Origin of the sequence: Algoriphagus yeomjeoni (assembly GCF_003259505.1) — a bacterium.
Classification (GTDB): Bacteria; Bacteroidota; Bacteroidia; order Cytophagales; family Cyclobacteriaceae; genus Algoriphagus; species Algoriphagus yeomjeoni.
On record NZ_QLLK01000015.1, the window covers coordinates 22,290 to 43,106 of the forward strand.

The following is a 20,817-nucleotide window of genomic DNA, read 5'->3' on the forward strand; positions in this document are numbered from 1 at the left end:
TCAATTGTTTTTCAGTTTTTTAAGAATTGTCTTTCATTCGGTGATGAAAAAACATGTACGTATCAGACACCCCAATTTTAGACCTTTCAGATACATTTATAGACCATAAATAGAAATTCTAGATATTTGGGAATGCAAATAAAACTTATCGCGATAGGCAAAACTGACAACAAAGCAATCATTTCTCTGATCGAGGAATATAGTAAGCGCCTGAATTTTTATATCAAGTTTGAATTTGAAGTGATTCCTGACCTGAAAAACACTAAATCTCTTTCTGAAATCCTCCAAAAGGAAAAAGAAGGTGAATTGATTCTGAAAAATATCATCCCTGCAGACGAGGTAATTCTATTGGACGAGCGAGGCAAAAGCTACAGTTCTATGGATTTCTCTGAGTTTCTACAAAAGAAAATGAATAGCGGACTTAAGCAATTGATTTTTATAATCGGTGGGCCTTATGGCTTTTCTGAAGCAGTTTATGCTCGCGCAAACGGTAAACTTTCCATTTCAAAAATGACTTTTTCGCATCAAATGATTCGCCCATTTTTTATAGAGCAGCTTTATAGGGGATTTACTATTCTGAGAAATGAACCTTACCACCACGAGTAAAAGTATTCAATCTCTATATTTTCTATTGACAATTTCAATTTAGCATCTGCGTATTTTATTGTCAAAAAAACTTTCAAACTACCTACCTCAACATTTATTCAAAAACTTGAAGCTATTCCTGTTCTCTAGCTAATGCAACTGAGACTTAAAATTGAGCTCTTTCATTACTCCAATGTTAAGTTTTGGATCATCATCTGGTTTAATGTTACCAAATTGTTAACTTTACGTAACATTGATCGTGCTTTTAATAACATTAGCTTCACTCAGATTGAAAAAAGTAATACTCACATATCTTTTATTATTCACCATCGGCATTTTTGCCATGGCTCAGGATGGTATGGGAATTTCTGAGGATTTACGTTTTGACAATAATTTAGAGAAGGAGCTTTGGGAGGCTGGTCAACAAAGTCCATTCTTACTTTTTAGAGCAGTGCAGGCTGAAAAATCTCTTTCTGATGTCAAATGGGATAATTTACTAGCTGACCTGGACAAGAAATACGATAAGAAAGGAACACACTTAAATGTGCTCCGCAATATTTTCGAAAAATCTCATCAGCAGCTATTCAAAACCTACGAGCAACATTCCACATTCAATGATATGCTTGAAGAAGGCAAATATGATTGTGTTAGTGCTTCCGCTGCATTGGCCCTTCTTTTAGATAGATATGGGTTTGAATACAAAGTTGTAGAAACGGATTACCATGTTTTTATAGTAGTGAATCACGAGGAGAAAGACATTATTTTAGAAAGTACGCTACCAATTGGTGGAATGATTACAGCCCCGACGGAAGTTGCTTCCTATTTACAAGGTTATAAAGCCGATGATTCAGTAGAGCTCAAGTCACTTAATCAGCGACTAGGGGCGCCAAAAGTAGATCTCTCAGACAATGCAATTTTTAGAAAAGTCAATTTGACTCAATTAGCAGGACTACAATATTACAATGATGCAATCTCCCACTTTAATGATCAAAGCTTTGAAAAGGCTTCTGTACAATTAAATAAAGCATTGAAGCTTTATAATTCTGCGAGAATTGAAGGCCTTAAAGCATTGGCTGAAGAGCAGGCTAATCTACTAGCCTCCAACTAAAAATGACCTCCCAAAGGAGGCCAAAACCTGTTGGATCAATCACCCCTGTTGTCCAAACAGTCTATCGAAAAAACCTCACTCCAATTTTTTATTATTAGTTAGGCCATAAATGCCACGAAGAAACCAATGAGCAAAGCTTTTTTTATCACTCCGATAATAACCTCCTCAGTCATAAGAGTTAGGATCATTTGATTCCTCAAAAATATTCAGATTTGTAAACTCACCCTATACGACAAATGCCCTATTCTAAGAACAGGGCATTTGAAAGGGTCAATTTAGTGATGATGATGTCCATCTGGACCGTGAGCATGTCCATGTTCCAGTTCTTCAGGCAAGGCGTCTCGAACAGAGATGATTTTACCTTCAAAAGACAGGTCATATCCCGCTAGTGGGGGATTGAAGTCCATATGAACACCTTTATAATCAATCTTGGTAATCTCTCCTCTGATCTGTCCACCCTTATTATCCTGCATAGGAATTACATTTCCTATTCGAAGAAGATTCTTATTAGTCTTTCCATTTTCCTTGAAATTAGCTTTTGGAATTATGGTTTTTTTCTCTTCCATATAATCCCCATAGGCATCATCAAACCCAAGATCTGCAGTGAATTTGTCTCCAGCAGACTTGCCTAGCAATGCATCTTCAAACTTAGGAAACACCTCTCCGGCGTTAAACAAAAAGTAAAAGGGCTTATCTTCTGGAACAGTTTCATAAGGAACCATGCCTGTCTCTCCATCATCTACTTTCAGGTCATAGCATACTGCTACCACTTTATTCTTTTCTATTTTCATAATTCTATTGAATCAAACTTTACTAGTTGAAAACATACGCCACACCTACCTGACCTACGAAGTTTTTCCTGTCGTAACCCGGCACAAAATATTGATCTGGACTATTTTCCAGATACCATTTGTAATTCAATGTATTGACATATTGTAGTCTGGCATTTACCAAAACACTTCCAAACTTCCAGTCTCCAATTAAAGAAGGAACTAAATCCACGTATTTGTTTCTCCAGTCTTTGGAAGCTTCATATCGGAAATAATAAAAGTCATTATTGTAGACAATTCGCTCCATTTGGAAACCTATTCTATTCATCTTATTCACCCAGGCAAACTCTACAAATATGACATTACTTCCCGGACCATTCCCTACTCCTAACACCTGACCGTTTTGGGTATAGCCCTCTACTACATGGTCATGGATGTACCAAGTTTTAAGATTTCGTATGTTTTCTCTTATGGATTGACCTGTTTGGGTCATCTCGGAACTGATCTGAAAATAATGACCCGGTTTTTTTAAAGTCATCAAGTGTGAAAAGCCAAAAGTAAAAGCTCGACCAGACTCAGGTGTAATGATGAAATCACTCATTGTGCGATCATTGTCTCGAGTTCCATATTCTCCATAGAACTCAAAGTGCCCTTCCGGACTTAACCATCTGAAAAAGCCAGAACTGAATTGCTGTCTTCTTTCCTGAATAGGATCTACTATGTTTTGAGCTTTTTTCCTGCCGTTGAAAATAGGAACAATATCTCCAAGAGTTGAAATATCACTACGATACATGTGATTAGTGGAGCCGTAACCCAAAAATAATCCCGGCACCCATTTAGGCTGATAAGTCAACACTATGCCTGACAAGAAGCGTTTGTTATCTTCTGACTTTGGCATAAGCACTGGATTCTCCTGAATTCTATAATCAGATAAAGGAGGCAGGTAACCAGAGGATCTCAAGAATCCTCCAATCATTTGACCTTCAAATGATCCAATCTTTGTCTTTACTGGTTTGCGGGTATTTGCAGTAATATGGATGAATCCGGGGGCATTATTACCCAGCAATAGAGAGCTACGTCTTCCTGGTCCCCACCAAAGATTCTCTGTAGAAATACCTATTGAATATTCACTGAAATTAAAGCGAAGGCTGGACTGCCCAAAATATGCTCTATTATATGGATCCCCACCAAATCGCTCTGGCATGTCTATCCTGTTCATATACTCATAGTAAAACAAAACAGTAGCTTGATGATCTATTGGAAAGCCTTTGTAATCTTTATTTTGAGCAAGTAACAATTCCGGTTGAAATTGTAGACTTACAGGACCATATTCTAAATAAGCTCCAGCGCTATACAAACTTTGCATTCCCCTATTTGGAATAAAAGCACCATCATTCACTCCAAAAGCATAAGCAGAGTTATACTGAAATTTTGCAATCGCTGGCAGAAGTAGAAACTTACCTTGGTTATTCTTCCCAAAAACCTTGTTGACTTTGGAGGCGCCCAAATCAACCACAGAGCTATCGAGGTCAAAGCCATATTTTATCCCGAAGGCATCGACAGGATATAGGGGTCTGATCATAAAAGAAGATGCAGAGTCCAAATGTCCCAATAGCTGAGCTCTTCTTAAATAATCATCCAATACCGGAGTGCCTACTGGGACGGTCTGAGCGAAAGAAGAAATATTGAGCAAAAGAAATAGCAATAATGCCCCAAAAAAACTATTCAAAATTTTCCCTGTCTTCATCATCATTTCAAGGTAAGGGCTTCAATAGTAATTTTAGCTAGAGACCAAGATTCATCACATAAGGGATCCGGTGAATTATCTGCCACTAATTCTGAATTCATATAAACTCTTGTATTGGGATTACTATGGTCAATAATCTTTGATATACTATATCTGGTGGTATAATTTGGTAATGCACCAAAAAGACAAATTCCCGGCATATTCGTCTGAATCGCTCCTGTTTTAGGTCTATTTTGTTTGAAGAAATTATCAGGGTAAGATTGATAAAGGCAATAGGTGGATTCACAAGGGGTATTGGAAAATGAAGTTCTAAAAACCTCTTCACCATCGACCCCAAAAAACCATTGATCTGGGCCATTACCATTATCTGAGGCATTTCCATCCCATGAATCATGGGCTAAGACCTCAAGAGTGATTTTTAATAGATTGTGGGAAGGAAGGCCAGATAAATTAACTGCAATTTCCTCATTATGATAATAGCCAACTACAGTATCATTTTCAAAAATGATAAGCCTGCCGTTTTCAAATCCTGCCAAATCTAGATTTGAAAAATCATTGAAATAGACCACTTGTTCTGACTCCAATGTTTCAGTACATGAGAAAAATAACCCCAAAGTCAAAAGAAGTAAAAGCTTCTTTACGGCTTTTGACCAATTATAATAATCCATCAAATTCAAATAGTTAAGAAAATATAACCCTGCAAAGAAACAAAAAAGGAGCCAAATGAGACTTACCAAAAGAACGCTAATTTTAGCCGATGCCTCTAAAAGGATTTACTATTTTTGGGCTGAATATAAAAACAAGCAATGGCTACTTTTACTATTGTCGCAGGTGCGCGACCCAATTTTATGAAAATTGCGCCTATCATCCACCAATTCATCAAAAAGCAACAAGATGGCGCTCTGGTCAAGTTTCGGTTAGTTCATACTGGACAGCATTATGACAAAAAAATGTCTGGCGACTTTTTTGAGCAACTCAATATTCCTGAACCTCATGCAAATCTAGGTGGCGGCGGAGGTACACAAGCAGAACAAACCGCGGCGATTATGATCGCATTTGAAAAAGAACTCCTGGTAAATCGTCCAGACCTTGTACTAGTTGTAGGAGATGTCACCAGCACACTTGCCTGCTCTATTACTGCCAAAAAACTTCAAATCGATGTCGCTCATGTAGAAGGAGGAATTCGATCAGGTGACTTGACAATGCCTGAAGAAATCAATAGAATGGTAACTGACAGTATCACTGACCATTTTTTTACGACTTCAGAAATTGCAAATACTAACCTGAGAAAAAGTGGCTTTGCCGAGGAAAAAATTCACTTCGTAGGCAATACGATGATAGATACATTGATGGCTCAGATGCCAAGATTCCAAAAACCGGAAGGTGAAATCTTTGAAAACCTGGCGACTGGAAATTACTTCGTGATGACCATGCATCGCCCTGCAAATGTGGATCAGGAGCACAAGCTTAAAGCTATGATCGATGCTATTTTGGAAGGAACCAAAGGGTTACCTATCATTTTTCCGGTGCATCCAAGAACCGCTAAGAATCTACAGTCTCTTGGAATAGATGCCCCAAATCTTCACCTGTGTGAACCTTTGGGATATTTGGAATTCAACTATTTGGTAAAAAATGCGAAAGGCGTAATCACAGATTCTGGTGGAATTACAGAAGAAGCATCGGTCATGAACGTCCCTTGTATTACGCTGCGAGATAACACCGAGCGACCAGAAACCATAAAACTCGGTACAAACGAACTAGTTGGCACCGATCCGGCTAAGCTAAAACCTTACTTGGAAAAAATCATGAAAGGGGAATGGAAGCAATACCAAGGAATTCCACTTTGGGATGGCAAAACAGCCGAGCGTATTGTAGCTATATTATTAAAACCTTACCCAGCAGGCTAAAATGAATGTTGTAGAACGAGTTGCCTTTTTAGTTGACAAGTTAAATCTCTCCCCACATCCTGAGGGAGGTTTCTATTCGGAGACTTATCGATCTGATGTGAACATTGGAACAAATTCTGGCAAAAGAAATCTAACAACAGCGATCTACTTCCTGCTTACTTCTGAAAACGTATCAAAATTCCATCGTATCAAAAGTGATGAGCTTTGGTTTTTCCACGAAGGGAGTACGTTGACTGTGCATAAGTTGACAGAAAAAGGCCATAAGCAACTTTCACTTGGAATCCCATCAAGTGGGAATAACACTGCTCCGCAACATTTGGTCGAGGCAAATACAATTTTCGGAAGCTCTGTGGACGAGCCAAACAGCTATGCGTTAGTTTCATGTGTGGTATCTCCCGGTTTTGATTTTGCTGATTTTGAACTGTTCGAAGCCAACTATCTTCTAGAAAAATACCCTGATTCATCAAGCATCATCAATAAATTGACATAAAAAAAGGCTCCATTTGGGAGCCTTTTTCAGTTGTGATAGTTGGTTTATTAGAATGAGAAAGCTACTCTGAATGTCATTTTGGTACCTGGTGAAAGGCTGCTGAAAATTTGGTCTTCAGCTTCATATGACTTGTAAACAAACTCTCTTCTAGAATTTAGGATATTTTGGACACCAAAACCTGCCTGCAAACGCTCATCTGCACCGAACGTCTTGTTGATGTTCAAGTTTAAGCTATTGAATGGTACAGAATACGTATCAGTTCTGTTACCAAAGCCAACATACTGAAGAGACGAACCTTGAACGTTGTAGAATACACCAGCTTCCCAACCAGTTGTAAATGAGTTGTAGCTCAAACCAGTGTTGATCAAATAAGGTGCCTGTCCCGCCATGTCACGTGTATCTTCAATTACCTGACCTTCTCTAGCTGTCAATGATCTTGATCTGAATTCAGATTCAGACATTTTTATCTGAGACTTAGTGATCGTTACGTTCGTGTTCCAGGAGAAATTCTCGAAGCTAGGAGCAATGAATTTCAGAGATTTTCTGAATTCAAACTCCAAACCAGCAACCGTACCATTTCCTACGTTTCTAGGCTGGAAAGTTCCTGGATCAGCCAAGAACTGAACCATTTCGATAGGCTTTTCGAAAGTCTTGTAGAAAGCACTTACTGAAAGCATTTGACCTCTTTCCTGAAAGGCTTCCCATCTCACATCAAAGTTATTGACGTGAGTAGAAACCAAATTACCATCCCAAAGAACTTCAGTTCCACCATTGGTAGTTTCAGGATAAAGACCTCCAATAAATGTTCTACCTGTGATTGGATCAAGGATTTCTGCGTAAGAAAGTTCTTTGAAAGAAGGTCTTGCGATCGTTCTAGAAGCCGAAGCTCTTAGATTCTGATTTTCTTTCAAATTGAAAATCAAATTAACAGTTGGGAAGAAATCCATGTCATCCAATACCTCAACTAGATCATAATTGATCGTACCAGTCTGGTTAGTACCAGTGTAGTATTGATTGTATTTCTCAACTCTCAAACCAACGATAGCTTTTAATTTATCTGCAGGATTTGCCTCGACAGATACATACCCACCCATGTTTGTAGCGATGGAATTGTAGGCATTTGCATTAATCGGAATAAAATCCGCATTATATCTCACACCGTTTCTATTGTCAGCTGAGAAAAGGTTTTCATCAACCAATATCTCGTTAGGGTCACCAGTAAACTCTGAGTTTCCTGTCGCAAACTGGAAACTTTGGATATTGAAATCACGCTGTTTGAAGACATAATTTCCTCCAAATTTAACTTTACCTTCTCTAGCGAAAAGCGTTAGGTTTTTAGCAATATCGCCTTTGGCTACAATGCTATACTCTTCAAGATCTCTCCAGATTCTAGCAGGAAGTCCTACTTCAGTTGATACAGTGTTAGTTGGCTCTCTGAATCTTGTGAACCTGATATCTGGATCAGCGATTGTTGACCTAGTTGGAGCAATCTTCCAATTGAACTCCCAATCATTTCCATTGATGTAATGAGTTCCTGCAAGCAAAATATTTGTCAGGCTTCTTTGGCTATATTCCAAGTTGTACTGCTTGGCCTCGAAGTTTGCTCCTAAGTTTGTGTTTACAAAGTCGAATTGACCTGCTTTTGATTCACCGTTTTGTAGGTGCATCAGGTTCAATTTGAATTTTGAATTGTCTGTCTTCAAAGCGATTCCAGCAAGTCCGCCTAGCAATACGTTATTCACTCCGAAATCACCACGCTGTCTTTCCAAAGGCTCAAGTTCTGTTTGATTTGCCTCTCTTGGCTTAGCATACAGGTTATATTCTGCATCCTGATAGAACTCCGTCTCATTCTTATAGGTTAGGGCAAAGTTGTACCCCCAAGTTGCTTTTGATCTCGTAAATTGATTTCCAAGGGAAAAGCTAACGCCAACATCCATCAAGCTATTTGCTCTGTAGCCACCCAATGTTTTATTGAAGTTTCCAAGAATCTCTTGATACTCCATTCCTTTTGGACCAGTTGGATTACCCACTGCATCACCGTACTGAGGGATATCGGTACTTCCGTCTGTAGGAATAGCTCTTGTGCCATCATCAAATCCTAAAAAGTCAGTGTTGCCACCATCGTATTTCAAATAATTTGAATTGAAGTGCATGGATGGGTTGATGCCTCCACTTAGGCTCAAACGCATTGTTTTTTCCTCAGGAAAATCCTTTGTTTCAATATCTACCACTCCACCTGTGAAATCAGCAGGAAGGTCAGCAGTGAATGATTTAGAAACGATAATGTTATCGATCACATTGGTAGGAAATATATCCATCTGGATCGTATTTCTATCTGGATCAAGGCCTGGAATATCCACACCATTCAAAACAGTTTTGGTATACCTGTCACCAAGTCCTCTAACGTAGATGTATTTACCACCTTCTATGGAAACACCTGTCACACGCTTTACTGCAGAAGCTGCATCTCCATCACCAATCTGACGGAACGTGCTTGCAGAAATACCATCAAGAAGGTTTGCTGCATTTCGTTTTACAGAAAGCAAAGCTGATTCAGTAGTTCTGATCGCAGATGCGGAGACAGTCACTGTCTCTAGATCTGAAGCTACCTCAGCCATCATTAGATCACTGATTACGTTTACTTCTCCAGCTTTTACTAACACCTCTGTAAGATTGATAGTAGAGTAAGAAATGTAAGAAACCTGAAGTGTGTAGGTTCCTGGAGCAACTTTAATCTCGAATTTACCATCGAAATCTGTTACGGCTCCAGTAGACGTTTCTTTCACTAATACAGAAACACCAAATAGTGGTTCGCCTGTGCCTTCTTCGAAGATAGTACCTCTAATGGTACCGTTTTGGGCAAAAACAAATCCTGCAAATACTTGAGAAAGCACTAGCAGAACTAAAATCAGAAATCCCTTCATGAGTGGATTAGTAGATTGATTTTTCATACAGCAATTAGAATAAATTTTGAAAGAAGGAAGAAAGTGACCTTGCAAGTTCTTTCTCCCTTCTTTCAAAAGTGTGTTTGTTTATTTTAGATCAGAAATAGAGCCTGAGGCTGCGGTCCAAGACCAAGTGTTAGCAAAAGCAGCTTTATTTGCACCTACAGTATTTGCACCAGCAGCTACCAAAGTTGCAGAAGCAGCAGTACCATTTTTGAAGACGGTAGCCAACGTCACGCCATCAGCTAGAGTAGCTTCAAGATTCATGAACTTCAAAGTTCCTTCAGCGAATGTCGCTAGTGTTTTGTCTCCGCTTAGTGATAAATCGCCACGACCTTCAGTTGTTGCTGGGTCAGCAAAACCTGTAAAGTAAAGGTTTTCAAAAGTACCTCTGGCTCCATCTCTGAAGTCGGCCATTTCAGCTACTGCATTACCTATTATAGTTCCGTTTTTTAAGGTGTGACCTGCATTGAAAGATCCTTCTGGACCATCTATTTCTAACGCGTGATCTGTTTCAGCACCAGAAACTACGATGAAGTTATCCAAAGTACCAGACCAAGCTTGATCAGTATCCAGTGCATCATCACCTGCATTCCATACAATCGCATTTTTCACACTTACAGAACCACCGAACCATTCGATTCCATCATCCTGATTCGCGATCACTTCCACGTTTTCGATTACTGTACCAGACCCAACTGCACCCAGTGTAAGACCATTGATTTCATTTCCTTCACCGATGTTTGCACCTCCATGACGGATAGAAATGTATTTGATAGTGCCTGAATTATCCTCATCATTTGATCCACCGTAAAGTCCGTTTGTATCGGATGGCGGGATACCTTCAATTTGCACTTCGGTAACATCACCTGCAAGGGAAGCCTTAGCATTTCCCAAGACGATCAAACCTCCCCAAAGACCAGAAAGATCCGGATCAAGATTAGGAGAGGCAATCTGACCTGGCATGATTTCATCAGCGACTGTAGTGAATATGATCGGAGAAGTTGCAGTTCCTTGTGCGTCAATTTTACCACCTCTAGCGATGATCAAAGCAGTAGCGTTAGATCCAGATCCAACTTCACCTTTTACGATTACACCTGGCTGAATTGTAAGTGTGTTACCAGAAGTAACAGTAATTCTACCTCCTAGAACATAAGTTTTACCTGTCTCCCAAGTTGTATTGGAAGTGATGTTAGTATTTACCAGCAAAACATTATCTGCTCCTGGATCTACAGGATCTACTGGTTTGTCATTTCCGTCTATACAGCTTGTGAATCCAATCACGATTGCTGCAAACATGAATAATAGGGAATTGAACTTTTTCATTGGTATAGTATAATTGAAATGGTTTGCCTTTTTTGACACTGCAAATCTGCTTCAATTATTCCCCTCAAGAGAATTTTCCGAATTATGCTTTTTTTAATATTGTTTACAGAATTTAATATTGGAATAACAAAAAGTGCATAAAAAAAGGCTTCTCTCTCGAAAAGCCTTTTTTTGCAGAAATAGCAGTTATTTCAATGTTACCGATTTGTTAATGGGAACTTTCTCCATCAAAATTTTGACTAAATCCCTTGTATTAATTCCGTCAGCTTCTGCCTCATAATTGAGAATTATTCTGTGATTTAGCACATCTTCCGCTATTTCCTTGATGTCTTCTGGTAATACATAATCTCTTCCATCCATGAATGCAACCGCCTTAGATGCTAAGTTTAAGTTGATACTTGCACGGGGAGAAACTCCAAATTGAATGTACTTGGCTTCTTCTTTCAGACCATATTGCTCCGGAAATCTAGTCGCAAAAACCAACTCTATTATATAATGCTCTAATGGCTCGGCCATTTTCACTGAATTGATCTGATTACGTATTTCAAAAATTTCTTCTTTGGAAAGAATTGCATTCACCTCAGAGCTGAAAGACATATTCGCCATTCTGCGCATTACTTCCATCTCATCAGCCTTACTTGGATAGTCAATGTGAACCTTCATCATGAATCTATCCACCTGCGCTTCTGGAAGTGGGTAAGTTCCTTCCTGATCCACTGGGTTTTGCGTAGCTAGTACCAAAAATGGTCTATCCAACAAATAAGTAGTATCACCAATAGTCACCTGCTTTTCCTGCATGGCTTCCAAAAGTGCCGACTGAACCTTGGCCGGAGATCGGTTAACCTCATCCGCCAAAATCACATTGGAGAAGATCGGACCTTTCTTCACTTCGAAGCTTGCTGCCTGAGGATTGTAGATCATCGTACCGATCAAATCCGCTGGAAGCAAATCCGGTGTAAACTGAATTCTGTTGAAATCAAGATGAAGCACTTTGGCCAGCGTATTCACCGTCAAGGTCTTCGCCAAGCCCGGTACACCTTCCAAGAGAATGTGCCCATTGGTAAAAAGTCCAATCAAAAGTCTGTTGACCATTCTATCCTGGCCTACGACTACTTTCTTTACTTCCTGTATTACGTCTGCTATTTTTTCCTGATGCATGGAATCTAAATCTTTGAGTGCTTTTTAATCGGAGACTAAAATAGAGGTTTTTGTCCCAAAGGACAATCTTAAATCTTAGAAGCGGTAATGCCTTACGATTAAAGGGATTTTATGATTTTTTAAGAAGGTATTTCTCGCGGCAGCAAATTGTCTCTCGCGGCGGCGCGGCGACGCAGCGAGAATTTTAAAGCTTAGCGTCTCGACCTATTCCCCTGCGTCTTTTTAAACCCTGTCAACCCCAACTTATGATAAATCGTTGTTTCATCGATCTCCTGCACTTCTCCTACTTTAAATCCCTGAATGGTCAATTTCTCCATGGACCAGCGAACAAGTCTCAAGGTAGGATGACCAATGGCAGCAGTCATTTTACGGACCTGGCGATTTTTTCCTTCGATCAATGTCAAAGAAACCCAAGTGTCCGGGATCGAAGCTCGATAGCGAATCGGAGGATCGCGGTCTGGAAGTGCTGGAATTGGATCCAAAACCTTAGCGATCGCAGGCTTGGTTTTGTAATCTCTCCCCTCCACATTGATCATCACTCCTTGCATCAATCCTTTTAGAGCTTCTGGTTCAGGAGCTCCCTCCACTTGTGCATAGTATGTCCGCTGGTGTCCAAATCGAGGATTGAGCAGATGATGATTTAGAGATTTGTCATCCGTAATAATCAGAAGTCCCTCTGAGTCCTTGTCAAGCCTGCCTACAGGGTACACCTCCTTAGGAAAATCAAAAAGAGAGGCAAGTGTCTGCCCCTCTCCAGAAAATTGACATAAAACCCCAAAGGGCTTATATATAATGAAGTATCTAGCCAAAGTCAGTTAATTAACTGCCGCAGCCTACGCAATCAATGCTGGAATCGGTCGGCTTCACACCGTCACGTTCCATCTTGAGGTTGTGGATTTTGTCACGAATCTCCATGTCTGCAAACATGTCACCGGTGATTTGTGATTCCAAAGCTTGGATTTGCTCGTTGTAGTTTTGAATTTGTGCTTCGCTCATAAAAGTTAGATTAAGGGTTGAAATGATATCCTAAAATAGCCAGCGATCTTGAATAGTTCCTGATCAAAGCTTCATTTTTTTCGTCAAAAATGATTCCAACTGAGCAGTAGAAACTTACCTTTCGAAAATTTATTAGAATAATGCCTCTTTCAGAACTTATAAATCTTCGCCAACTCTTACATCAAACCCCAGAGATTGCCGGTGAAGAATCTGCCACAGCGGAGAAGATTTTATCCTTTTTTACAAACCTCAAACCAGATCAATCCATCCAAAATCTAGGTGGAAATGGGCTTGCTTTCGTTTTTAAAGGGGAAAATCCAGGTAAGCGAATTTTGTTCAGAGCTGAACTGGATGCCTTGCCTATTCAGGAAACAGGTGAACCAAGCTATAAAAGCAAGACTGAAGGGAAAGCTCATCTTTGTGGTCATGACGGCCACATGACGATCATTTGCGGGCTGGGAGAAAAGCTAGCTTCCCAAAGGCCTCAGCATGGTGAAGTCGTTCTTCTTTTTCAGCCTTCAGAAGAAACCGGAGAGGGTGCAAAAAGGATCTTGGATGATCCGAAATTCGAGCAAATCAAACCTGATTTTGCCTTTGCTCTGCATAATCTCCCGGGATTCCCGCTCCATCAATCAGTGATCAGAAAAGGAACATTTGCCGCAGGAAGCACTGGTTTGACTATTGCCCTCACAGGAAAAACAGCACATGCCGCTCATCCGGATGCAGGGATCAATCCTGCTCAAGTCACCGCACGATTGATCCAAACCCTTCCCAAGCTTCCAGAAAAGCTAAAGAACTTTGCGTTGGTCACCGTAATCCATGCTGAGCTAGGAAGCTTGGCTTTCGGGACTAGTGCGGGTAGGGGAAGTTTGAGCTTAACCATCCGGGCTTTTGATCAAAAAGATCTAGATGGCTTGATCGAAATGATAAAGACAGAAGCCAGCAGAATCGCTTCAGCTGAGAAGCTTGGAATAGAATTCAGTTTAGTGGAATCATTTGCCGTTTCGAAAAACGATCCAAATGCGGCAGAAATTGCAGAAAAGTGCATTGAGGAATTAGGCTTGGAGATAGTAGAAAAAACAGAACCATTTCGTTGGTCTGAGGATTTTGGGCTTTTTAGTCAAAGTTGTCCTGCCTATTTATTTGGATTAGGCTCAGGAGAGAATTGCCCCCAATTACATGAACCTACCTATGATTTTCCAGATGAACTTATTGAAACAGGAATCAGAATTTTTGAGGGAATTGCAAGGGAAGTGAATGGGTAAGAAAAGACCTTCCAGGCTTTGAAAACCTGGAAGGTCTGGTTAAAGTCCAGCTTCTAGAGAAGCAGGCCAACAGGCAGAAGCAGGACAACAGTAGTTTACAGTCACAGTGATCAGTTTCAGGCTCATGTTCTCATACCACTTAACTAGCTTGGTACAAGGCTCCCTTAAAACTAGGGCAAAATCAGCCATTTTCAGCTAATGAAAATCCTGCGCGCTCTGTGAAAAACTCAGTGCCCACTGCGGTTAAAAACCCGACTTGCGCCAGCTTTTTACTTTCAATTACAGATCTGAATACTCTGCCGGGTATAGCAGTCTGGTGTCGTTACGTGATACCGTATTGGCATATTCTGGTAAGTCTTTCATCCCTGCCCAATCTGGATCAGCACCGAATTGCTTCCAATGTTCATTTCTGATGTCCATGTTTTCATGGGTAGTCATGTAGACTAAGTTTGGCATATTCGCCCCAGCTATCGTTTCAGCATAGAAAATCGGACTGCAGTTTAGCTTCTCGAAGATGTCCATTTCACCGGAATTAAACATCTTCACTTTCGCTTTGTACAAACGCTCAGTCGCAGCCTCATAGCTTCTCAATTCGTAAACTCTATCTTTTTTGTCATTGGTCAATTTAGACTCCGCAAATTTCGGCTGTCCAGTCATCGCTTGAAGAATTGAGGTCTCTATTCTTTTGTAAGGTGGGTTGTCAAAGACTGCATTGATATACGCACTGCCAGCAGTTTGGTAAGCCGCATCTTTTGCCAATTTGCCTTCCAACCCCATAAATTCATCCATTGATTTGAATGGAATGAATACATAAACTTTTTTTCCAGCATCAGCTTGGGTGGAAATAGGTTTGAATACTCCGACTTTAGCAATGCCATTCCTATGGGCTGCAGGTATAAAAGCATTTTCCAAATAATTATCCAACATCGCCTCTTGAGCTGGCGAATCGATATGATAAGTTTTCAATTCGTAAATATCTCTTTTTTGTGCCACCAAGTTAAAGCTGAGCAGCAGGCAAAAAGCAAAAAAACCGAGTGATAATGTTTTTAATTGTTTCATTTTTTAGGTTTCAGGTTAAGAATGGGTAATTGATTTGTAATCTAAAGCAAACATTGAATTAAGCAGTCCTGTTCTAACAATCCTAAGAGAACTTTAAGAAAGTTGAAATATTGCTTCAAATGAAAAAAGCCGACTTTCGCCGGCTTTTTTCTTATTTATTGTTTTGTGCTTTCTTCATCGGGTTGCTACCAATAGATGTTCCTCTAGCAGCTCCTGAACCTTTAAACAACTCAAATCTGCTTGGCTGAAGCTGAGCTGGCCAGTAATTGTTCGACTCATCTATATCAGCAGTCTCTCTTCTTGGATCGAGAATGATTTGAGTGACTTCTTTTTCTTTCACAAATACTTTTGTGACCTGAGTTTCATTCTTTCTCCAGATTTCCACAGGAATACGATCGATCTCAGAAGTGCCATCAGCATATTGGAATTCCAGGATGATCGGCATCACCAAACCACCCACGTTTTTGAAGGTGATTTCATAGAAATTCAAATCACTTTCCATCAGCTCCTTTTCCTCTGGAGAAAGGCTAGCCATAAATTTCTGATAGCTTTCCTCGTCTGCTGGAGTTACTGTGAAAGGATTATAAGAAGTATAGAAATCACGCGTAGCTGGGTTTGCTTCAATTACGGTCTCTTGGATATCTGTCCTATTAAACTCTTTGGAAACGTAATCTTCTTCTCTGTCTGCTTCTGCCTTCATCGCTGCCATTCTCTCAGCTGGAGTACGGTTCTCCATTTTGTACAAGGCCACATTCTCTATAGCGATATCTACAGGCTCCGTGCCATAGAACCATCCTCTCCAGAACCAATCCAGGTCAACTGCAGAGGCATCTTCCATTGTACGGAATAAATCATCAGGCGTAGGATGCTTAAACATCCATCTTCTTGCGTACTCTTTGAATGCATAATCAAACAACTCTCTACCCATCACCGTCTCACGAAGGATGTTAAGGGCAGTAGCTGGTTTCGCGTATGCATTTGGGCCAAACTGAATGATGTTTTCAGAATTTGTCATGATTGGCTCAAGCGTATTCACGCTGCTTTTCATATAAGGTACAATCTTGTGCGCAGGACCACGACGGGAAGGGAAATTGCGATCCCACTCCTGCTCAGCCATGAATTGCATGAAGGTGTTCAATCCCTCGTCCATCCAAGTCCACTGACGCTCGTCAGAATTGACTATCATAGGGAAGAAATTATGTCCTACTTCGTGAATAATCACACCGATCATTCCGTTTTTCACGGCTTCAGAATAGGTACCATCTGTATCCGGACGACCATAATTGAAGCAAATCATAGGATATTCCATTCCATTTGCAGCCTCTACAGAAATCGCAGTTGGGTACGGATAATCGAATGTGTGAGCAGAGTAAGATTTGATCGTATGTGCAACTACTCGGGTAGAATACTGACCCCAAAGTGGATTCGCCTCTTTTGCGTAATAAGACATAGCCATCACATCTTTTCCACCTTGTTTCACTGCCATTGCATCCCAGATAAATTTGCGGGAAGAAGTCCAGGCAAAATCACGAACGTTCTCAGCTTTAAACTTCCAAGTTTTCTTAGCAGTAGATTTGCCCTTTTCCAATTCAGTTGCTTCATCCTGCGTACGGATGACCACTGGATTATCGTATGTTTTCTTAGCAGTATTCCATCTATTCAGCTCAGTTGCAGAAAGCACCTGGCTTGCATTTTGAAGTTCGCCAGTCGCTCCGACCATGTGGTCAGCAGGCACAGTGATGTTCACTTCATAATTTCCAAAAACCAAAGCAAACTCGCCTGAGCCTAGGAACTGCTTGTTTTGCCATCCTTCAAAGTCAGAATAAACAGCCATTCTGGGGAACCATTCAGCCATGGTGTATAAGTAATTGCCGTCTTCTTTGAAGTACTCGTATCCTGGACGACCGGAGATATAGCCAACTCTATTTGTAATGTTGAACGTCCAATCTACCCCAAAAGTAAAGCTATCCCCAGCCTTCAAAGGTGTAGGAAGATCAATACGCATCATCGTTTTATTGACAGTGACCGGAAGTGGATTGCCTTTCGCATCTTTTACTTCCAATACTTTGTACCCAAAATCATCATTTGCCCAAATGATTCCTTCAAGCGTACGAAGAGTCATTCTAGAACTAATAGAGCTTTCGGCTGCTTTGGGAGAATCAGAATCCGGTCCGCGCTGGTTTTCCTCCAGTTGAACCCAGAGGTACGTCAGCTGATCAGGGGAATTATTGATGTAAGTGACTTTCTCAGATCCTTTGATGGATTGATTTGCATCATCAAGCTCCACGTTGATCACGTAGTTTGCCTGCTGCTGCCAGTACATGTGACCTGGAGCTCCAGATGCAGTTCGGTAAACATTCGGAGTTCGCAGCATCGGGCCAAGCTGCTCAAATCGCTCAGCATGATTCTGCTCTGATTGCTGCGCAAAAGCAGGAAAAATCCCTGTAATTGCTAGTGCTGTAAGTGCAAGTAGTTTTTTCATTATGTAATTATTTAGGCTCAATTCTATTATTTATCTCAATTCATCAGCTACCGATCAATCAGCAGCTAAGGTATTTCTTACCAATATTTTGCTTCTAACATCAGCATTAGCGCCACTCCAAACACCATGGACGCCACGACTAAAGTCCATTCTTTGCGGCTCACACCCGCCAATCCTACCAAGATCGATGTGGCTAGAAGAAAAATCCCCACGATCACCAACTGACCCAATTCCAATCCGAGATTGAATGCCAGCAATGGCTGCCAAATACTTGCCTCTTTGCCCAAAAGACTTCTTAGGTAAATAGAAAATCCAAGTCCATGAATGAGACCGAAGAACAGAGCGAAAACATAATTAATCGAAAGTCCTTTGCCAGACGCGGGTTTTGGTCGGAGAATTGTAATGAAGGCAGTGATCGCGATAGTCACTGGTATCAAAAACTCTATTAGATCAGAGTTTATGCTGATCAATCGAAACGTAGCCAGAGCCAAAGTTAAAGAATGACCAATAGTGAAAGCAGTGACTAATATCACGACTTTGCGCCAGTCTCTAGGAATAAAGACTGCACAAAGTGCCAAAACAAAAAGGATATGGTCATAGCCATGGATATCAAGAATATGCTCAAGGCCTAGACGAAAATATAACTCAAATGAATTCATAAGAAGGGTGAAATACCTCTAAAGAAGTAAATTGCGCAATTATACGTCATAATTGGCAGAAAAGACAGGCAACAGAACACCAAATGCAACAGTTTTACTTATACATGATCAGCTTGGGATGGCTGGTATTTGCACATCCTTTTCATATCAGCTTGACAGAGATTAAATGGAATGCTGAGACTGAGCATATAGAGATTTCGCAGAAGATTTTCTGGGATGATTTAGAGATTGGGCTGGGAGATTTTCACGATGAATCCATTGATTTTCTAAATCCAGCTAATAAGGAAAAACTCAGCAAGCAAATTGAATCCTATCTGCAAGAGAAAAATACGATTTGGATTGATGACAAATCAGTATCCCTGACTTTCATTGGCTATGAAGTAGAGGAAGATGCAGCTTGGTTCTACCTTGAATCCGAAAAGGTAAAAGAGCCAACAGCTGTTAAAATCAAGAATAGTTTATTGCTCGACGATTTTCCTGATCAAAAGAATGTAGTCCAAGTTTACTTCGAGTCTAAGAGCCCAAAAAGTATAATACTCGGTAAAGGAAAGGAAATAGGCATATTGAAAAAGAATTGATCTTAGGCGCTAAAGTATAATTCGCCATGACATTTAACTGTATTTGCTTTCGCTACTATCAGATTCCTCGCTTACTAACTAATTATTCTGAGGTTTTGAGTCATAACTCTTTTCAGTTCCGGTATTGACTTATATTTTTCTTTTCTTAGGGAATAGATTTTTCATGAACAAAAAAGTCCGACCTAAGGCCGGACTTTTGATTTATGATCATTCCCAATTAGTAACCAGGATTTTGCTCTATCGGTGCAGAGATATTGGTTTGGATTTCTGTCAGTGGTATAGGCCAAACAAATAAGTGGCTGCTATATTCTAGCGAGTGATCCATTGGAATAACTCCTCCCTGATAGAAGCTGATATTTGTAATAGATCTTGTAGTTGCTTTCATCGGAATACCAGACATTAAGCCTTCTCCAGACAATCTGTGAATATCTGGCCATCTTCTACCTTCAGCAAGTAATTCAATTCTTCGTTCATTCAAGATCGCTTGTAGTGTACCGTCACCTAATCCTTCTACAGTGTACATTGGTACTGAAGCAGGCAATGCACGGCTTCTTACTGAGTTCAATAAATCAACCGCTTCCATCATTTTACCAGTTCTTGCATTTGCTTCGGCGGCATTAAGAACTACCTCTGCAAATCTCAAGATAACATTAGGGTCAGTGTAAGTCACAGCATCCTGATATTTACTAGTGAAGATACCTGTTGTACTCTGAGAAGTCAAAAGACTTCTTCGAGTATCAGCAGGATCCCAGAAGTCTGCTCTCCAGATGATTGGGCTTATTTTCACCAATCCTCTAGCACCATTATTCGGGTTGCCATACATAGCCGGAAGTGCACCGTTCACCCCTGGGTTTGCCTCAGCAGAGTTTACAAAGGAGAAAATATTATCAGTACTTGTACCACCTCTAAAAGGAGTAGCTGGGTTTGCAGTGATCGCATATTTGGAAGCCAGCTTTGTATATTCTGCCAATACTCCTGGCCAATCTTCCATGTGCAATTTCACTCGAGACTTCAGTGCAATTGCAGCACCTTTATTTGCTCTAAATGCACCACCTTCTGGCAAAAATCCTTCAGCTGCATCTAGATCTTGTAGCAACTGTGCATAATCTTCGCTTACAGTTCCTCTTTGTACAGCCTCCCCATCAGGAACTTTGGTCACGTCATCGATACCAAATGTTCTGTAAGGAATACCTAAAGAGGAAGGATTATCAGAATAAGGTCTTGCAAAATGGATTAACAATTCGTGGTGAGCCAAAGCTCTCAAGAAAAGCATCTCGCCTTTGTATGCATTGCCCTCGTCAGTTGTCAATACACCATTAGTGACAGCTACATCCAGATTTTCCAAAATAATATTTAGCCTGTTGATCATTCTGTAAAGAGAGATCCACATACCAACGTTGTTGGCAGAAACTGGGCTATAGGAATTGTTGTAGGTGATTTCGTAGAAGGCCTGATCGTTATACATATCTTCACCTCTCATGTCACCTTGTTCCACGTTTGCTGCTCCGAACGGATAACCACGCTGAACCGCATTTGCATAGAAACCTCTCTGTGCTGACTCATACACACCTAATACTGCAGATTCGATACGAGCGCCTGTAGAAAATGCTTCTGAATCAGGGATAAGGTTTGCAGGTACCAACTCAGTTACCTCACATGCACTGGTAAAGCCCAATAAGGCTACACCTACTAGTGCCAATTTGATATTTTTTATCGCGAATTTTTTCATAATAAATATTCTT

The 20,817-nt window shown here is 40.4% G+C and carries 18 protein-coding genes; 6 read left to right on the top strand and 12 right to left on the bottom strand.

Annotated elements, in window-relative coordinates; translation table 11 throughout:
• Positions 1 to 132: 132 nt before the first annotated feature.
• Entirely contained in the window at positions 133 to 606 is a 474-nt protein-coding gene (gene rlmH / locus LV83_RS19050) for a 23S rRNA (pseudouridine(1915)-N(3))-methyltransferase RlmH (RefSeq protein ID WP_111613162.1), read from the top strand.
• A gap of 268 nt (positions 607 to 874) precedes the next feature.
• Entirely contained in the window at positions 875 to 1,693 is an 819-nt protein-coding gene (locus tag LV83_RS19055; RefSeq protein WP_146613765.1) for a hypothetical protein, read from the top strand.
• Positions 1,694 to 1,968: 275 nt separating this feature from the next.
• Here the strand turns inward: LV83_RS19055 and LV83_RS19060 are convergent, their stop codons facing one another.
• The 3 genes from LV83_RS19060 to LV83_RS19070 are packed head-to-tail and all read right to left on the bottom strand — an operon-like array spanning position 1,969 to position 4,878.
• Entirely contained in the window at positions 1,969 to 2,484 is a 516-nt protein-coding gene (locus tag LV83_RS19060) for an FKBP-type peptidyl-prolyl cis-trans isomerase (protein WP_111613164.1), read from the bottom strand.
• Between the two features lie 22 nt (positions 2,485 to 2,506).
• Complete coding sequence (locus LV83_RS19065; protein WP_317046703.1) at positions 2,507 to 4,192, bottom strand: capsule assembly Wzi family protein; 1,686 nt, start codon at positions 4,190 to 4,192, stop codon at positions 2,507 to 2,509.
• Between the two features lie 20 nt (positions 4,193 to 4,212).
• On the bottom strand, positions 4,213 to 4,878 hold the full coding sequence (locus tag LV83_RS19070; RefSeq protein ID WP_245947102.1) for a hypothetical protein: 666 nt from the start codon (positions 4,876 to 4,878) through the stop codon (positions 4,213 to 4,215).
• A 138-nt stretch (positions 4,879 to 5,016) separates the two neighbouring features.
• Here LV83_RS19070 and wecB point away from each other — a divergent pair, with 138 nt between their 5' ends.
• Together wecB and LV83_RS19080 are read left to right on the top strand one after the other, a co-directional pair.
• Positions 5,017 to 6,117 (top strand): non-hydrolyzing UDP-N-acetylglucosamine 2-epimerase, encoded by a 1,101-nt coding sequence (gene wecB, locus LV83_RS19075; protein ID WP_111613165.1) that lies wholly within the window; start codon positions 5,017 to 5,019, stop codon positions 6,115 to 6,117.
• Between the two features lies 1 nt (position 6,118).
• The gene (locus LV83_RS19080) at positions 6,119 to 6,607 is read left to right on the top strand and encodes a cupin domain-containing protein (RefSeq protein WP_111613166.1); all 489 of its coding nucleotides are present in this window, start codon (positions 6,119 to 6,121) and stop codon (positions 6,605 to 6,607) included.
• A gap of 47 nt (positions 6,608 to 6,654) precedes the next feature.
• Here the strand turns inward: LV83_RS19080 and LV83_RS19085 are convergent, their stop codons facing one another.
• The 5 genes from LV83_RS19085 to LV83_RS21500 form a co-directional block, all read right to left on the bottom strand.
• Positions 6,655 to 9,558, bottom strand: a complete 2,904-nt coding sequence (locus LV83_RS19085; RefSeq protein ID WP_245947103.1) for a TonB-dependent receptor — start codon at positions 9,556 to 9,558, stop codon at positions 6,655 to 6,657.
• Between the two features lie 81 nt (positions 9,559 to 9,639).
• Positions 9,640 to 10,878 (bottom strand): hypothetical protein, encoded by a 1,239-nt coding sequence (locus tag LV83_RS19090; RefSeq protein WP_111613167.1) that lies wholly within the window; start codon positions 10,876 to 10,878, stop codon positions 9,640 to 9,642.
• A gap of 186 nt (positions 10,879 to 11,064) precedes the next feature.
• Positions 11,065 to 12,036, bottom strand: coding sequence for an AAA family ATPase (locus tag LV83_RS19095; protein ID WP_111613168.1), 972 nt, complete (start codon positions 12,034 to 12,036; stop codon positions 11,065 to 11,067).
• Between the two features lie 191 nt (positions 12,037 to 12,227).
• Positions 12,228 to 12,845: a pseudouridine synthase gene (locus LV83_RS19100; RefSeq protein WP_111613169.1), complete on the bottom strand. Its 618-nt coding sequence runs from the start codon at positions 12,843 to 12,845 to the stop codon at positions 12,228 to 12,230.
• A 10-nt stretch (positions 12,846 to 12,855) separates the two neighbouring features.
• Positions 12,856 to 13,032: a hypothetical protein gene (locus LV83_RS21500; RefSeq protein WP_170124589.1), complete on the bottom strand. Its 177-nt coding sequence runs from the start codon at positions 13,030 to 13,032 to the stop codon at positions 12,856 to 12,858.
• 140 nt (positions 13,033 to 13,172) lie between these two features.
• On the opposite strand from LV83_RS21500, the gene LV83_RS19105 reads away from it, so the two are divergent.
• On the top strand, positions 13,173 to 14,297 hold the full coding sequence (locus LV83_RS19105; protein ID WP_111613170.1) for an amidohydrolase: 1,125 nt from the start codon (positions 13,173 to 13,175) through the stop codon (positions 14,295 to 14,297).
• 279 nt (positions 14,298 to 14,576) lie between these two features.
• On the opposite strand, the gene LV83_RS19110 is transcribed toward LV83_RS19105, so the two are convergent.
• From LV83_RS19110 to LV83_RS19120, 3 genes are all read right to left on the bottom strand, one after another.
• The gene (locus LV83_RS19110) at positions 14,577 to 15,356 is read right to left on the bottom strand and encodes an NIPSNAP family protein (RefSeq protein WP_111613171.1); all 780 of its coding nucleotides are present in this window, start codon (positions 15,354 to 15,356) and stop codon (positions 14,577 to 14,579) included.
• 151 nt (positions 15,357 to 15,507) lie between these two features.
• A complete protein-coding gene (locus LV83_RS19115; RefSeq protein ID WP_111613172.1) occupies positions 15,508 to 17,838 on the bottom strand; it encodes a M1 family metallopeptidase in 2,331 nt (776 codons plus the stop codon).
• Positions 17,839 to 17,915: 77 nt separating this feature from the next.
• Complete coding sequence (locus tag LV83_RS19120) at positions 17,916 to 18,497, bottom strand: HupE/UreJ family protein (protein ID WP_111613173.1); 582 nt, start codon at positions 18,495 to 18,497, stop codon at positions 17,916 to 17,918.
• 83 nt (positions 18,498 to 18,580) lie between these two features.
• On the opposite strand from LV83_RS19120, the gene LV83_RS19125 reads away from it, so the two are divergent.
• Complete coding sequence (locus LV83_RS19125) at positions 18,581 to 19,075, top strand: DUF6702 family protein (protein ID WP_111613174.1); 495 nt, start codon at positions 18,581 to 18,583, stop codon at positions 19,073 to 19,075.
• Between the two features lie 217 nt (positions 19,076 to 19,292).
• Here LV83_RS19125 and LV83_RS19130 read toward each other — a convergent pair whose 3' ends face one another.
• Entirely contained in the window at positions 19,293 to 20,804 is a 1,512-nt protein-coding gene (locus LV83_RS19130; protein WP_111613175.1) for a RagB/SusD family nutrient uptake outer membrane protein, read from the bottom strand.
• Between the last annotated feature and the right edge of the window lie 13 nt (positions 20,805 to 20,817).